13 protein-coding genes are annotated in these 15,043 nt (G+C 49.9%); 8 read left to right on the forward strand and 5 right to left on the reverse strand.

What is annotated here, in order from left to right; genetic code table 11:
• Positions 1 to 35: 35 nt before the first annotated feature.
• Positions 36 to 1,220 (reverse strand): acetyl-CoA C-acetyltransferase, encoded by a 1,185-nt coding sequence (locus QZT18_RS10245; protein WP_294147417.1) that lies wholly within the window; start codon positions 1,218 to 1,220, stop codon positions 36 to 38.
• A gap of 1,021 nt (positions 1,221 to 2,241) precedes the next feature.
• On the opposite strand from QZT18_RS10245, the gene QZT18_RS10250 reads away from it, so the two are divergent.
• The 8 genes from QZT18_RS10250 (at position 2,242) to QZT18_RS10285 (ending at position 11,342) form a co-directional block, all read left to right on the forward strand.
• Positions 2,242 to 3,033, forward strand: coding sequence for an enoyl-CoA hydratase-related protein (locus QZT18_RS10250; RefSeq protein ID WP_294147419.1), 792 nt, complete (start codon positions 2,242 to 2,244; stop codon positions 3,031 to 3,033).
• 187 nt (positions 3,034 to 3,220) lie between these two features.
• The gene (locus tag QZT18_RS10255) at positions 3,221 to 4,777 is read left to right on the forward strand and encodes an acyl CoA:acetate/3-ketoacid CoA transferase (RefSeq protein WP_294147421.1); all 1,557 of its coding nucleotides are present in this window, start codon (positions 3,221 to 3,223) and stop codon (positions 4,775 to 4,777) included.
• Between the two features lie 30 nt (positions 4,778 to 4,807).
• Positions 4,808 to 6,115, forward strand: coding sequence for a GntP family permease (locus QZT18_RS10260; protein WP_294147423.1), 1,308 nt, complete (start codon positions 4,808 to 4,810; stop codon positions 6,113 to 6,115).
• Positions 6,116 to 6,353: 238 nt separating this feature from the next.
• On the forward strand, positions 6,354 to 7,493 hold the full coding sequence (locus tag QZT18_RS10265; protein ID WP_294147424.1) for an acyl-CoA dehydrogenase family protein: 1,140 nt from the start codon (positions 6,354 to 6,356) through the stop codon (positions 7,491 to 7,493).
• A 158-nt stretch (positions 7,494 to 7,651) separates the two neighbouring features.
• Positions 7,652 to 8,074, forward strand: a complete 423-nt coding sequence (locus QZT18_RS10270; RefSeq protein WP_125143805.1) for a MarR family winged helix-turn-helix transcriptional regulator — start codon at positions 7,652 to 7,654, stop codon at positions 8,072 to 8,074.
• Between the two features lie 95 nt (positions 8,075 to 8,169).
• Positions 8,170 to 8,886 carry a hypothetical protein gene (locus tag QZT18_RS10275; RefSeq protein ID WP_294147427.1) on the forward strand — a complete coding sequence of 239 codons (717 nt, stop codon included), beginning with the start codon at positions 8,170 to 8,172 and terminating at the stop codon, positions 8,884 to 8,886.
• 16 nt (positions 8,887 to 8,902) lie between these two features.
• Positions 8,903 to 9,910, forward strand: coding sequence for an electron transfer flavoprotein subunit alpha/FixB family protein (locus QZT18_RS10280; protein ID WP_294147429.1), 1,008 nt, complete (start codon positions 8,903 to 8,905; stop codon positions 9,908 to 9,910).
• Positions 9,911 to 9,998: 88 nt separating this feature from the next.
• Positions 9,999 to 11,342, forward strand: coding sequence for a butyryl-CoA:acetate CoA-transferase (locus QZT18_RS10285; protein ID WP_294147431.1), 1,344 nt, complete (start codon positions 9,999 to 10,001; stop codon positions 11,340 to 11,342).
• Positions 11,343 to 11,476: 134 nt separating this feature from the next.
• On the opposite strand, the gene QZT18_RS10290 is transcribed toward QZT18_RS10285, so the two are convergent.
• From QZT18_RS10290 to QZT18_RS10305, 4 genes are all read right to left on the reverse strand, one after another.
• Positions 11,477 to 11,728, reverse strand: coding sequence for a Smr/MutS family protein (locus tag QZT18_RS10290; protein WP_294147433.1), 252 nt, complete (start codon positions 11,726 to 11,728; stop codon positions 11,477 to 11,479).
• Positions 11,725 to 12,165 carry a hypothetical protein gene (locus tag QZT18_RS10295; RefSeq protein ID WP_294147435.1) on the reverse strand — a complete coding sequence of 147 codons (441 nt, stop codon included), beginning with the start codon at positions 12,163 to 12,165 and terminating at the stop codon, positions 11,725 to 11,727. Before QZT18_RS10295 ends, QZT18_RS10290 begins: the two co-directional genes overlap by 4 nt.
• Positions 12,166 to 12,260: 95 nt before the next feature.
• Positions 12,261 to 13,565 (reverse strand): CitMHS family transporter, encoded by a 1,305-nt coding sequence (locus tag QZT18_RS10300; protein ID WP_294147437.1) that lies wholly within the window; start codon positions 13,563 to 13,565, stop codon positions 12,261 to 12,263.
• 27 nt (positions 13,566 to 13,592) lie between these two features.
• The gene (locus QZT18_RS10305) at positions 13,593 to 14,783 is read right to left on the reverse strand and encodes a CaiB/BaiF CoA-transferase family protein (RefSeq protein ID WP_294147439.1); all 1,191 of its coding nucleotides are present in this window, start codon (positions 14,781 to 14,783) and stop codon (positions 13,593 to 13,595) included.
• Between the last annotated feature and the right edge of the window lie 260 nt (positions 14,784 to 15,043).

A 15,043-nucleotide genomic window follows, 5' to 3' on the forward strand; every position in this document is an offset into this window, starting at 1 on the left:
TGTCCCCCTCCACAGATTCCGGTTATTTAAACTGCTTAGTCTCTCTCGACGATTGTGGCACATCCCATGCCGCCGCCGATACAAAGTGTTGCGAGACCTTTCTTAGCGTCCCGTTTCTGCATCTCGTATAACAATGTAGTAAGGATACGGCATCCGGAAGCTCCTACCGGATGTCCAATGGCGATAGCTCCGCCGTTTACGTTCAGGATGTCGCTGTTGAAGTGTAAATCACGGGCAACTGCGATAGACTGTGCAGCGAATGCCTCGTTTGCTTCGATCAGGTCGAAGTCCTCAACTTTCATGCCTGTTTTCTTGAGAACCTTGTTGGTAGCTGCTACAGGGCCGATACCCATGATAGTAGGATCAACGCCGCCAAGTGCGCCTGCAACCCAAGTAGCCATTGGTTTGATTCCCAGTTCTTTTGCTTTTTCTTCGCTCATAACAACTACTGCTGCTGCGCCGTCGTTGATAGAGGAAGCATTACCTGCCGTAACACGTCCGCCGTCTGGTTTAAATGCAGGACGAAGTCTGGCAAGTGATTCTTTTGTTGTACCTGCACGCGGGCCTTCGTCGGTATCAACAATGACAGTTTCTTTTTTCTTCTTGATTTCGATCGGAACGATCTCGTCTTTGAATCTGCCTGCTTCACGTGCTGCGCATGCCTTCTGCTGGCTGGCTGCTGCAAACTCGTCAAGCTCTTCTCTTGTAATGCCCCATTTGTCGCAGATGTTCTCTGCGGTGATTCCCATGTGATAACCGTTGAAGGCATCCCACAGGGCGTCATTTACCATGGTGTCGATCATTGGAGCGTTGTTCATACGGTAGCCGTAACGTGCGTTCATTAACGCATATGGTGCTGCGGACATGTTCTCCGCGCCGCCTGCTACTACGATGTCAGCGTCACCTGCAACGATCATCTGTGCTGCTGCGTTTACACAATGTAAACCGGAGCCACACACAACGTTCATTGTCACTGCCGGAACTTCGATAGGAAGTCCTGCTTTGATAGACATCTGACGAGCCACGTTCTGACCAAGGCCGGCCTGGATTACACAGCCCATGTAAACGTGATCTACCTGTTCCGGTGCTACGCCAGCTCTGTTCAGTGCTTCTTTAATAACGACAGCGCCCATTTCTGCTGCCGGCACTGTGCTGAGCTGACCGCCCATGGAACCTACGGCGGTACGGCATGCACTTGCTATTACGACTTTCTTTGACATATCAAATTTCCTCCTTAAAAAATGACTTGCCACGTAAATAAAACAATTGCATAGATTGATAGTAACTATATCTTATCACTCTTGAAGTGTCCTGTCAAATAATTATCAATGAATTTATAAACTTTTTATAATGCTTTCTTAACACGGTTTTATCAATGATTTTTTGCCGGTTTTTCAGACCCACTGGCAATTTTGCACAATTTTTTTTACATATTTTTTACTTTTCATCCGGTTTCTTTTGCGATATTACTAAATAGTTACCCAACTGTGTGAGATTTTGGACATTCCTTTTCTCCTGTTATTCGCCTCTATTTATAACTGTGATATTAATATATCAATAATCAGGCTATTTTTTGAGGCGCCGGACGGGTTTCGGGATGCTCCGTACCGGTGCATTACCGTAACTATTCACAATAAAGCACTTTCTATATTATGCAATCTGTACATTGACGAAAGGGTGAAAATGAATTATCATACATACAAGCTTTATCTAGCATGCTAACAATTAGCTTACTCCTGAATAATTTTGCATGCTGCAGACAGCCGCTGTGTCAGGGAGCCGAAAAAGGCCGTTCCTCCGGCCGCGCGTTACGTTCCGTATAAGTTTAGCCATTACATGTACTACAAAAATATAACTGCTGCGTATATAAAACAAGTGCTGGAAAGATAGTAAAAGTGAAAAGAATGTAACGGCTTCGGCTCCGCTCCTGATGCAGGGGCCGCTTTCCCATAGAAAATCAGGCTCTATTTTTGTTCATTTAGACGGAAAAAATCTGTTCTCAAAAATTCTGACCCCCATTTCCAGAGGTAATTTCCCCAAAAATCAAAAATATTTTTATCTATTTGTGCCAATTTTTCGTTTGCTCTTTGATTTATTTCGAATTATTAGCATGCTATATTTTTTATCCCAAAACTATTCACATTCATTTATAACTGTGATATACTCCTGATTATAAGAGCAGCGACGATGGCTCCGGAAAATTTTATTAACCAAATCATTCAAAATTGGGAGGAACGGATCATGGAAGTAAAAAATTACAACAACTTATTGGTAGAAACAGAAAACGGCATTGCAGTTGTCACAATCAACCGTCCTAAGTCTTTAAACGCACTGAACAGCGAGACGCTGGCAGAGTTGGGCGACATTGCCGCCGAGATTGAGAAATCGAAAGAAGTAAAGGTGGTAATTCTGACGGGAGCCGGACAGAAAGCGTTTGTCGCAGGCGCCGACATTTCTGAAATGGTTAACGCCACCCCACAGGAAGGACGCGCCATGGCGCTTCTGGCAGCCGATACCTTTAAGAAATTTGAGAATATGCCTCAGGTGACCATTGCGGCCGTCAACGGATACGCCCTCGGCGGCGGATGTGAAATTTCCATGTGCTGCGACATCAGGATTGCCGCTGAAAACGCTAAATTTGCCCAGCCGGAAGTCAATCTCGGAATCCTTCCCGGCTTTGGAGGCACACAGCGCCTTCCGAGACTGGTTGGCAAGGGACGCGCCAAGGAACTGATTTTCACCACCGACCAGATTGATGCCCAGGAGGCCTACCGCATCGGACTTGCCAATAAGGTGGTTCCTCAGGAAGAGCTTCTTAACTACTGTAAGGAAATGGCGAAGAAAATCATGTCCAAGGCCAGCTTTGGAGTTACCCTCGCAAAACAGGCCATCAACACGGGCATGGACACCGATTTGGACAGCGGCCTGAAGCTGGAAGCCAATCTTTTCGGTCTGGCATTCTCCACCCATGACAAAGCGGAAGGAATGCAGGCATTTCTGGAAAAGAGAAAAGCCGATCTGACGGATTTCTAAAATTACATAGGTAATACAGATTAACCGGAGTTGGTGTAAAACCCGGCTCCGGTATTTTTTATATTTTTTTGCTTTAAATTGTCTGATTTCTATTCTTATAACCGTGCAAAGACTGTTTTCAGTTTTACAAAATTTCATTTATGCATACAACACTGTTTTATGATTCTTAAACCACAGGAGGTAATATATGAGCAAGGTTTCTATTATAACAGCCGCCGAGGCAGCCGCAGCGGTCACAGACCGCATGACCGTGACTACCAGCGGATTTGTGGCAAGTGATATGCCGGAGGCTCTGTCAAAGGCTCTGGAGCAGAGATTTCTGGAAACGGGCGCTCCAAAGGATCTGACCCTGTTTTACGCCGCCGCCCAGGGCAACAGGGACGGCAGCGGAGCCGATCATTTCGCCCATGAGGGCATGGTGAAACGCGTAATCGGCGGTCACTGGAATATGGTTCCGAACCTTGGCCGGATGGTCCTGGAAAACAAGATCGAGGGTTACAACCTTCCCCAGGGCACTCTGTCACAGCTCTTCCGCGATATCGCGGCGCACCGCATCGGCACCATCACCCACGTGGGCCTGAACACCTTTGCCGATCCAAGAATTGAGGGCGGTAAGCTGAACTCCATTACAACGGATGATTTGGTGGAGGTAGTCGAAATCCTCGGTGAAGAAAAGCTGCTTTATAAATCGTTTCCCCTGGATATTGCCTTTATCCGCGGCACTTATTCCGATGAAAACGGCAACATAACGATGGAGCACGAGGTGGCGTCCCTTGAGTCCACATCCATTGCACAGGCTGTCCGTAACAGCGGAGGCAAAGTGATTGTACAGGTGGAAAAAGTCGTAAAGAACGGCTGTCTTGATCCGAAGCTCGTTAAAATCCCCGGAATCTATGTGGATGCCGTTGTGGTATGTGAGGATATGAAGGATCACGAACAGTGCGTCGGCTGTGAATACGACGGGGCCATGACCGGAGATTTCAGCGTGCCGTTAAGCAGCCTGTCCTACCCTTCCCTCTCCGCAAAGAAAGTGATCGGCCGCAGGGCTGCGATGGAACTGAAAAATGATTCCGTCGTCAATCTGGGGATCGGAGTTCCCGAATATATTTCCATGGTTGCGAACGAGGAGGGAATCGGCGACTATATGACCCTGACCGTGGAGGCCGGTCCTGTCGGCGGAGTTCCCCAGGGCGGTCCGAAATTCGGCGGTTCCGTCAATCCCGAGGCTATTCTGGATCAGCCGTACCAGTTCGACTTCTATGACGGAGGCGGCGTGGACTATGCGTTTCTCGGTCTGGCCCAGGCCGACCGATGCGGCAATATCAATGTCAGCAAGTTCGGTCCGAGAATAGCGGGCTGCGGAGGCTTTATCAACATCACCCAGAATGCAAAACGGGTATTCTTCTGCGGTACGTTTACCGCCGGCGGACTGAAAGTTGCCTTTGAAAACGGGGAACTTCAGATTCTTTCTGAAGGCAGGGAGCAGAAATTTATCGAGCAGGTGGAGCAGATTACCTTCAGCGGCAATTATGCCAATAAGACGGGGCAGCCGGTGCTCTACATCACCGAGCGGGCCGTATTCGAGCTTAGAAAAGACGGGGTTTATCTTCTCGAAGTGGCTCCCGGAATTGATATACAGACCCAGATTATCGATCAGATGGGATTCACTCCCAGGATGGATGGACAGCCAAAATTAATGGACGGCCGTATTTTCAGAAATGAGCTGATGGGACTGGCCAAATAGCAAATCTAATTGTCAGGGGGGTATGTATCTATGAATTTTCAGATATGGATTTTATTTATTGCTATCGTATTGTTTGGGCTGCTGGCGTTTAAGCAGGTCAGCGCCCTGATTCTGGCTCCAATCATCACCATCTTTGTCGCAGTCTGCTCGGGCCTTCCGATTCTCGACAGCCTGCAGAACCAGTTCATGCCGGCTGCCGGAGATTACATTATCAAGTATTTCCTTATCTTTTTTGTGGGCGCTCTGTTCGGCTCCGTCTATCAGTTTACGGGAGCCGCAGAATCCATTGCAAGGGCCATCGTCAAGGTCAGCAAGGGAAAATATGCCGCTCCGATTATCATGTGCATCACCGGAATACTGACATTCGGCGGCGTCAGCGGCTTTGTTGTGTTCTTTGTCATCTATCCGATTGCCATCCAGTTATTTAAGGAAGCCAATCTTACGAGGAGACTGCTGCCGGCCGCCATATCGGCGGGCTGCTGGACATGGTCCATGAGCGGTCCCGGTTCTCCTTCCATCCAGAACTACATTGCCATGACCAACCTGGGAACTCCGGCCACGGCCGCTTTTGTGCCGTCGCTCATCACCACGGCCGCCATGTTTGCCCTGATTTTTGCCTGGCTGGAATACAGGGCCAGAAAATTCACAAAAAAGGGCCTGGTATTTAATGACGCCTCTCTCAAATACCAGCTCACGGACGAGGAACTGAGTACCGAGGAAAGCAGGGATCTGCCTCACTGGATCATTGCATTCCTGCCGATTCTCATTATCCTGACCGTATTTAACCTTCTCGGTTTCCCGGTGGAAACCGCGGTACTGGCCGGCATCGGCGCTTCCGTCCTTCTGATGTTCCGGAGGGTAGGCGGCCTGAACCGCTGGATCGAAGTATTCAACAAGGGAGCCGCCGACTCGGGAGTCGCAATCCTGAACACGGCTATCGTCGTTGGATTCGGAGGCGTTGTGCAGAACACGCAGGGGTTTACCGACCTTGTACTGACGCTTAAAAGCCTGCATATGCCGCCTCTCGTATTTGTTATGATCACCGTGGCGGTCTGCGCCGGAGCCTGCGGTTCCGCTTCCGGCGGAATGGGCGTTGCCTTCAACGCATTGAAAAGCACTTATATGGAAATGGGCATCAACTTCCAGTATGTCCACCGCATTGCCGCCATCGCTGCCGGAACTCTCGACACCCTGCCCCACCAGGGCGCGCAGATTACGCTTCTCGGCATCTGTAAGATGACGCACAAGGAAGCTTACTGGGATATTGCCGTCACTCAGATCATTATTCCGTTTATCGCCTGTGGTTTCTTCATCGTGCTGGCATCCCTCGGACTTTGACAGTTCCGGCCGGAATCTGCGGTTGTTGTGAAATTACACAAAAAAACGGCAGATAATTTTACACTTTGTATATTGACCAACAGAGAAAAAAGAAGTATTATTTATGCAAGCTATTAATTAGCATGCTAGATATTTGTAAACATAATTTCTCGCATGTAAAATATTAACCAAAACATACGGCGGTCCCGTCGCGGCCGTCCGAAGACAAACCAATCATTTATCCTAAGGAGGTAACACTATGAATTTCCAGTTAACAGAAGACCGATTAGCATTACAGCAGGCAGTAAGAGAATTTGCAGAGAAAGAACTGGCTCCGGGTGTCATTGAACGTGATGAGAAAAGTGAGTATCCGGTAGAGCTCTATAAGAAGATGGGCGAGATGGGCCTGATCGGACTTCCTTATGCGAAGGAATACGGCGGTTCAGGTAGGGACTATCTGGACTACGCTATCGCAGTAGAAGAAATTTCCAAGGTTGACGCATCCGTCGGTATCTCCTACTCCGTATCCACTTCCCTTTACGGCGGCAGTATTGCAAACGGCGGTTCCGAGGAGCAGAAGAGAGAATTCCTCCCGGAAGTTCTTTCAGGTAAAACATTCGGTTCCTTCGGCCTGACCGAGCCGAACGCAGGATCCGACGCAGGCGGCTGTGTTACAATTGCGGAAAAGAAGGGCGACAAATACGTATTAAACGGCCTGAAGTGCTTCAATACCAACGGACCTCTCTCCGAACACTTTGCAGTATATGCACTGACTCATCCGGAACTGGGCAGCAAGGGCCTCTCCTGTTTCCATGTTACAAAAGGCACTCCCGGATTATCCATCGGAAAAATTGAGAACAAGATGGGTATCCGCTCCGCACAGGTTTCCGAACTCGTTTTTGAAAATTGTGAGATTCCTGAGACTGCTCTTCTGGGCGAAGAGAAACAGGGTTTCAAGATTGCCATGAAGACACTGGACGGCGGCCGTATCGGCGTTGCCGCACAGGGACTCGGACTCGCCGAAGGCGCGTTTGAAATCGCAAGAAAATATCTCATGACAAGGGAACAGTTTGGTAAACCGCTCTACAGAAACCAGTATCTTGCTTTCAAGATGGCCGAACTGGAATGCGAAATCGAGCAGGCTAAGTACATGCTCTACAAAGCCGCTCTCGACAAATCCGAAGGAAGATCCTACTCCATTCCTGCCGCCAAAGCAAAACTTGTCTGCACCAACGCCGCAATGCACGTTACAACAGAGGCCGTACAGATGCTGGGCGGCAACGGCTTCATGAAAGAATACCACGTAGAGCGTATGATGAGGGATTCCAAGATCACTCAGATTTACGAGGGAACAAACGAAATCCAGAAACTTGTAATCAGCGGAAGTTTATTCAGATAAAAGTCTCTCATACGTCTTCTGTTACTGCTCGCGGCATGGCCGTTTCCCGGCTGTGCCGTAATGAGCCCGGATCTGTTTGACTTTGCATGCAAATTTTCTTATAATAGAAACAGTTCGAACAGAAAATATTTGCACAGAAAGGCGATGAACAAACAATTATGGAACTCAAAGAATGTATTAATTTTCTGCTCACCACTGCACAGCATACGGTTTTCCAGTATCTGAGCCAGCGGCTGGCGCCTTATGACATCACCCCTTCCCAGTACGGCATATTAAACTGCCTGTGGATCGGCGGCGGCACCTGCCTTCCGCGCCAGATCGCAGAACTGCTCTGCCTGGAAACCTCCACTGTATCAGGAATCCTGGACAGAATGCAGAAGAAGGATTTAATTGACCGTGTCATCAACCCGGATAACCGGCGTGAGATTCTCGTCATGATCACTCCCAAGGGCGAGGCCCTGAAGGAGCCGGTCCTCAAGATTATCGATGAGGTGAACGAGGAAGTCTTAAAGGATTTCAGTCCGAAGGAAACAGATTTTATTAGAAAATCGCTGCGGCAGATTGCGGAAAAAGCATTGTAGTCTTCATGACACAATGCTTTTTCTTAAATTAAGTGGCAATGAAAAGTTCGCGAAGCGTGCTTTTCGTTGTTAACAGCGAAAAGTGAGGATTTTTTATGAATACGATTGCCATCATTCGTCAAACCTCCCCCGGCACAGAGGCAAAACAGGATTACGCCGCAGTGGAGGCAGCCCTGCGCTTAAAAAAACAGGCCGGAGGCTCCGTCACAGCGGTCTGCCTGGGCACGGAGTCAGGACTTTCCCTTCTCAGGGAGGCCGTCGCAATGGGATGTGACGGCGCTCTTCTGCTTCTTCTCCCTCCCGGCCTTCCTTCCACTCCCGAACCGTTACTGTATGCCCGGCTGCTCTGCGATAATCTCCGCTCCATGGAATTTAACGCCATTTTCACGAGCTGCTATAACGTGGATGCCGACACAATACAAACCGGTTTCCTGCTGGCCTCATTTCTGGACCTCCCCCAGGCCGGATATGCGGACGAAACCGCCTATTCCGAAAAGGACGGTTTTACCGTAAAGCGCCTGTTTGAAGACAGGTACCAGATGGTGAACCTTCCTTCCCCCTGTCTGATAAGCGCCCTATTGCAGCCCGGAAAGCGAATCTATATGACGGCCGACGGCATTACCAGGGCCTACTCGATGAAGATTCCGGTGATACCGGCGGATATAGCGCTCCGCTCCGGCGATCCCTCCTGTCTCACACTTCTCCATTCAGATAAGAAAAAAGAGAGGCACCACGGGACCGTCCTCACCGTTTCCACGGAGGAGGCCATAACCGCCATTATGGACATCATGCACAAAAACCATATAATTTAGAAGAAAGGGATACGAAATGAACCATGATATTGTCATAATCGCGGAACAGAGAGACGGAAAATTACAGAAAATCAGTCTGGAACTGATCTGCGGAGCCAGAGAACTGGCAAGGCGGACGGGCGGCAGGGTGATCGCCGTCATTGCCGGTTTCCGGCTTAAAGAATCCGCAGAGAAGCTGGCGGAAGAAGGCAGTGACGAGGTGTGGGTGATTGACGCTCCCTTCCTTGAAGAATACAGGGCAAAACCCTATGCGGAAGCCGTGAGCCGGGCCATTAAAAAGGCAGAACCGGAAATCGTCCTCTTCGGCTCCACCATGAGCGGAATAGAAATCGCCTCCGGCGCCGCGGCCAGGCTGAATACCGGCCTTGTCACCGACTGCACCGCTCTCTCCCTCTCACCGGAAAACGGCCTGCTGCTCATGACGCGCCCCAATACGGACGGCATTTCCATCGATACCTTTGTCTGCAGGGAAAAACGGCCGCAGATGGCCACAGTCCGGCCGGGCGTGCTTGCAAAAATGAGGGCGGAGGAGACTCCTCCCGAAATGCCCCCGGCCGTTATCCGTTCCTTTCCCATGGATTTCAGCAATATGGAAGACGGCGTCTCCATCATTTCCACGGTCAAAGGCAGGGAACAGGAATCCGACATCACCCGGTCCAGGGTCCTTGTCGCAGGAGGGCGCGGCATCGGCGGTCCGGAAGGATTTAAAACGCTCCGGACACTGGCTTCCCTCCTGGACGGCCAGATCGCCTGTTCCAGGGCATGTGTGGAGTCCGGCTGGATCGACGCTTCCCCTCAGGTGGGACAGACGGGAAAAACCGTGCGCCCCGACCTCTATCTGGCCTGCGGTATCTCGGGAGCATTCCAGCACGTGACGGGAATGGAGGCGTCCCGGCTGATTATTTCCATCAATAAGAATCCGGCCGCACCGATTTTCGATATCTCCGATTTGGGAATTGTCGGCAGCGTGGAAGTCCTGCTGCCAAAGCTCATCGCTGCCCTGACGGAGTATCGGAGAGCATAAGCGCCCTGCCCGTGAGCATTGACAAAAAATCCACAGAATGCTACACTTATTTCATCATTTTAAAAAGTTTAAGGATAAGGTGAACAGTATGGATTATAAGAAAATGTATGCAGAAAAACTGGTTTCCGCCGACGCGGCCGCGGCAGTGGTCAAGTCTGGTGACTGGGTTGACTATGGCTGGACGACCGGAACTCCGGTTGCCGTAGACGCCGCCCTGGCAAAACGTATGCCTGAGCTGACCAACGTCAATTTCAGAGGTGGAATCCTGATGTGGGTACCGGAGATTTTCAAAATCGAGAATCCGGCCGAGCATCTCACATGGAATTCCTGGCACATGAGCGGAATCGAGAGAAAGGCAATTGCACAGGGATTTTCCTATTATGCTCCAATCCGCTATTCCGAGCTTCCAAGATACTACAGAGAGTCCTCTACCAAACCGGACGTTGCCATCTTCCAGGTTGCTCCGATGGACGCACACGGATACTTTAACTTCGGGCCGAACGCCTCCCATATGGCAGCCTGCTGCGAGACCTCCAAAGTCATCATCGTGGAAGTGAATGAGAATATGCCGGTCTGCCTCGGCGGATTTGAGAACGGCGTGCATATCTCCCAGGTTGACATGGTTGTAGAGGGAAGCAATCCTCCTATCGCCGAGATGGGCGCAGGCGGAGCCGCCACGGAAGTGGATGAGGCCGTTGCAAAACTGATCGTGGAGGAGATCCCGAACGGAGCCTGCCTTCAGCTTGGTATCGGCGGAATGCCGAATGCCGTAGGTTCCCTCATCGCCAAATCAGACTTAAAAGATCTGGGCGTTCACACCGAGATGTATGTTGACGCATTTGTGGATATTGCCGCTGCCGGTAAGATCACGGGCGCTCACAAGGGCATCGACAAGGGCCGTCAGGTTTACGCTTTCGGCGCAGGTACGAAAAAACTTTACGACTACATTAATAACAATCCTGAATGTATGAGCGCACCGGTTGATTACACCAATGATATCCGCTCCATCTCCGCGCTGGATAACTTCATGTCCATCAACAATGCGGTAGACGTAGACCTCTTCGGACAGGTCAATGCGGAGTCGGCAGGCGTTAAACATATCAGCGGAGCCGGCGGACAGCTTGACTTTGTACTGGGCGCTTACCTTTCCAAAGGCGGAAAGAGCTTTATCTGCTGTTCCTCCACCTTCAACACAAGGGACGGCCAGTTAAAATCCAGAATTCTTCCGACCTTAAACCAGGGTTCCATCGTAACGGACACCCGTGCCAATATCCATTATCTCGTAACAGAGTACGGCAAGGTTAACTTAAAAGGTCTGTCCACCTGGCAGAAATGTGAGGCCATCATCTCCGTTGCACATCCGCAGTTCAGAGATGAACTGATTAAGGATGCCGAGAAGATGAATATCTGGAGACGCAGCAATAAGATTTGAGAAATGTAGAACTTGAGAAACATAAAGATTTAGAATCATAAAGATTTGGAATCATAAAGAATGACAGAGCCGCCGCAGACCGGGAATCGTATCCCGTCTGCGGCGGCTCTGTCCGCCGTGTTTTCAAACACGCTCTAGTACTCACGCAGCACCAGTTCCGTTATCCCCTGGTTCATCCCGTGCTCCAGCCGCGCCACCCGCGGTTCACGGCCGTAGGAATACTCCTCCCAGATCATGTTCTTTATTCCCGTTCCTCCATGGAACCCATGTATCAGGCGGATCCGGTAGACATTCCGGCCTGCCCGGTCAAGCTCTGCGTCGATCAGGCGTTTTGCCTCCTCGGCCCTCCGACCGTGCAGATCCAGTTCTATGATTCCGCCGTTCATCTCTTTTCCCCTGTGGTCTCACGGATCAGGCGTTCAACCGCTTCGTCCGTGTAGGACAGGAGTTTCCCGAATTCCCAGGCAATCCGGTAACGGGCTTCTCCCGTATACCTGCCTTCCCTGATCAATTCTTCCTTCCGCTCTCTGAGGGACAGATAGCTGTCCAGATCTTCGTCATTCTTATAGAAGATATAGTGACTGGCTCCTCTGTTCATCTCCTCCGGAAAAAGATCCGTGACAAGAGAATCATTTTCTGCATACATCTTCGTACCGTACCGGGCGCATATCTCACGGCATGCCTCCAAACACTCATCCCGCTCCTCCGGCGTCCGGCACGGATGGCTCATGGCAATCTTCTTTACTCCCGCACCTACCATCTCGTTAAAACAGTCGATCACTCCCAACTGGTAGGAATATGCATCAATCTCTCTTTTGTTCATCCCTGCTCACCTCTCCTGGCAAATATTTTTTCTGCCCTAAGTATAGCATGTACAAACTTATTTTGTCACTACGCGGTTTTATACATTACTGCCTCTTAATATATCTTCATAAGCCCCATCAAAACCGCTATTACAATCAGAACCAGGCTGATTGCCCATAACCGTTTAAAATTAAACTTCAGGTTGTCCTTGAGCTCCACGCCGGCCAGGCCGCAAGCCAGATAGGTCGTCGGCTGAAGCGGGCTGATAATCATTCCCACGTTCTTTCCGATCAGCATGGCAACTCCGACATCCATGGCCGGTACGTTAAATTTCTCCGCAACCTCCCCAAGTATCGGGAACACGCCGTAGTAGAATGTATCTGCGCCAAGCACCGCCCCGACCGGAAGGGAAAACACTCCCGCTATCAGGTTCATGTAACGGCCCATGGTCTCCGGCACAAAGCTTAAAAGTGTCTCTATCATCGCATCCAGCATTCCCGTATTGTTCATGACTCCGATAAACACGCCTGCGGCTAAAAGAGTTGCCGACATGTCGAGGGCCTCCCCCGCATGGGCCTTGAATCTCTGCCTCTGCAGTTTGGCGTCGGGATAATTTACCATCATGGCAATGGCCAGCGCAATCATAAACAGAACATGAGAGGGAAGCACCGCAAAGGTGAGTGTCAATATCAGAACACAGGTCAGGCCGATATTGAAGGCCGTAAGTTTCGGCCGTTTGAGCGCCAGCACTTCCGGATCCTCTTCATTTTTCTGTTCTTCTATCTCCTCCTCCGTCAGGACTCCGGCTCCCCTCTTCTTCTCCGCAACCCCACAGAGCGCCGCGATGACGAGGGTGACGACGAGACAGATACACTGGAAAGGAAGGAGGATGTGCCAAAGCTCCGTGACATCCATATCCAGGACGGTGGCAACTCTTACAATCGGGCCTCCCCAGGGAACCAGGTTCATGACGCCCATTGCCACGCCGATGATCAGAAGAAGATATACCGGCTTGATTTTAAGCTTTTTATAGAGAGGCAGCATGGCCGGGATTGTAACCAGCACGGTGGTCGCCGTTGCTCCGTCCAGGTGGCCGAGCACCGCGATGATTCCCGTTGCCACGGTAACGAGAATCACATTATTTCCCGCCCTTTTTATCAGTTTATCTACGAGAAGATCGAACATCCCCACATCCGACATGATTCCAAAATAAGATACCGAAAATATGAATAGTACCGCTGTTTTCCATACCGTTCCAAGCCCCTTGTTGATTACCTCGCCCGTTTCGGCGAGCGGTGTCCCGATGACCAGCGCCGCAATCACCGGGATTGTTGCAAAGATTAAAATAGGCATGGATTTTCCCCTCATCAGGAGGAAAACAATTAAAAATAAAGTAACAAATCCAACTACTGCCAGCATAATTTAACCCAACCCCTTCTATTATTTTTAAATAATACCATTCTCCTTAAGTTCCTTCAATTCTTCATCACCCATTCCCAGCATATCCCTGTATATTTCATCGTTAAACGCCCCAACCGGCTGGCCGATCCAGTTGATCTCTCCCGGAGTCTCCGTCAGCACCGGGCAGACGGATGGAATATGGACCTTTCCAAAATCCGGGCTGTCGAACTCGACCAGATTGTGCCTCGCCTGATACTGCGGGTCTTTCCATATGTCCGCAATGCTGTAGATTGGGCTGAGGGCCACTTTGTTTTCATTGCAGCGTTTCAGCACATAATCATAATCATGGCCGGCAAACCATTTTCTCGTTTCTTCCATTATGTAGTCCGCCGCTTTGAACCGGTCTTCCATCAGAGGATATTTCTCATACAGCTCCGGACGTCCCATGGCCGTTGTAAGGTATTTGAAGGAATTATTGGTGGAGGATGCGAGGAACACCCATTTATCATCCTTTGTCAGGAATTTTCCGCCCGGGATTGAAGCTCCGCGCTGACGCTCCGCCCGCTCTCTTACCACGCCGTTAATATCGTAATCGGCAATCAGGGCGTCCTGCATGCGGAACAGTCCCTCATAGAGACTGACATCCACCTCCTGGGCGGTTCCTCCCTCCACGGCATCCCTGTAATACAAGGAGATCATCGTTCCAATCACGGCATTTAACCCGGCCACATAATCGGCCAGTGAAAAACTCGGGCTGACCGGAGGCCGATCCGGATAACCGGTCGTATAGATAATTCCCGCGAAACCGGTCAGAGGCCCGCCAAAGCCCGATAACTCCCTGTTAGGCCCCGTCTGTCCGTATCCCGTTACATGGGTTACGATAATCCGGGGATTGGCTTTTCTCAGTTCCTCTATCCCCAGCCCCCACTTATCAAACGTACCCGTTCTGAAATTTTCGATTATGACATCGGAACGGCTGACCAGTTCCAGAAATATTTTCCTTCCCTCTTCGTAGTGGAAGTCGAGCGTAATACACTTTTTGTTTCTTCCCATGGACGGCCACCTTGTACTCTTCCCATCCTTCAGAGGGCCCATGGAACGGAAGTTATCCCCCTTGCCCGGCATCTCAATTTTTATCACCTCCGCCCCGAACTCGGACAGGATGCTGGCACAATACGGTCCCGCAATGACATTGGCACAGTCTAACACACGAACTCCATTTAACGCTTTTGACATGATTTCCTCCTGATAATTTGCCTTTAGTTTTCATTGAATGAAAATAACTTTTATATAATGGCATAATATCAGATATAGTCCGCTCTTTCAATAGACAAAATACCATAAAGAGTCACTCTATCTTTGTGTATTTCGTATAACCCCCTCGATTCCACCGCCTGTTTTTATGCATAAGTTCCATATATTGAAAATCATTTTCATTTATTATCACCAAACACCCCCGCTTTGGCCGCGTTGACAATAAAAAACCCGTTTGATAT

The sequence above is a fragment of the uncultured Clostridium sp. genome, from assembly GCF_900547735.1.
GTDB lineage: Bacteria > Bacillota > Clostridia > Lachnospirales > Lachnospiraceae > Otoolea.

What these genes read in the sequence shown, in the direction of transcription:
- QZT18_RS10245 (WP_294147417.1), bottom strand. Translation starts at nt 1,220, where the DNA reads ATGTCAAAGAAAGTCGTAATAGCAAGTGCATGCCGTACCGCCGTAGGT.
- QZT18_RS10250 (WP_294147419.1), top strand. Translation starts at nt 2,242, where the DNA reads ATGGAAGTAAAAAATTACAACAACTTATTGGTAGAAACAGAAAACGGC.
- QZT18_RS10255 (WP_294147421.1), top strand. Translation starts at nt 3,221, where the DNA reads ATGAGCAAGGTTTCTATTATAACAGCCGCCGAGGCAGCCGCAGCGGTC.
- QZT18_RS10260 (WP_294147423.1), top strand. Translation starts at nt 4,808, where the DNA reads ATGAATTTTCAGATATGGATTTTATTTATTGCTATCGTATTGTTTGGG.
- QZT18_RS10265 (WP_294147424.1), top strand. Translation starts at nt 6,354, where the DNA reads ATGAATTTCCAGTTAACAGAAGACCGATTAGCATTACAGCAGGCAGTA.
- QZT18_RS10270 (WP_125143805.1), top strand. Translation starts at nt 7,652, where the DNA reads ATGGAACTCAAAGAATGTATTAATTTTCTGCTCACCACTGCACAGCAT.
- QZT18_RS10275 (WP_294147427.1), top strand. Translation starts at nt 8,170, where the DNA reads ATGAATACGATTGCCATCATTCGTCAAACCTCCCCCGGCACAGAGGCA.
- QZT18_RS10280 (WP_294147429.1), top strand. Translation starts at nt 8,903, where the DNA reads ATGAACCATGATATTGTCATAATCGCGGAACAGAGAGACGGAAAATTA.
- QZT18_RS10285 (WP_294147431.1), top strand. Translation starts at nt 9,999, where the DNA reads ATGGATTATAAGAAAATGTATGCAGAAAAACTGGTTTCCGCCGACGCG.
- QZT18_RS10290 (WP_294147433.1), bottom strand. Translation starts at nt 11,728, where the DNA reads ATGAACGGCGGAATCATAGAACTGGATCTGCACGGTCGGAGGGCCGAG.
- QZT18_RS10295 (WP_294147435.1), bottom strand. Translation starts at nt 12,165, where the DNA reads ATGAACAAAAGAGAGATTGATGCATATTCCTACCAGTTGGGAGTGATC.
- QZT18_RS10300 (WP_294147437.1), bottom strand. Translation starts at nt 13,565, where the DNA reads ATGCTGGCAGTAGTTGGATTTGTTACTTTATTTTTAATTGTTTTCCTC.
- QZT18_RS10305 (WP_294147439.1), bottom strand. Translation starts at nt 14,783, where the DNA reads ATGTCAAAAGCGTTAAATGGAGTTCGTGTGTTAGACTGTGCCAATGTC.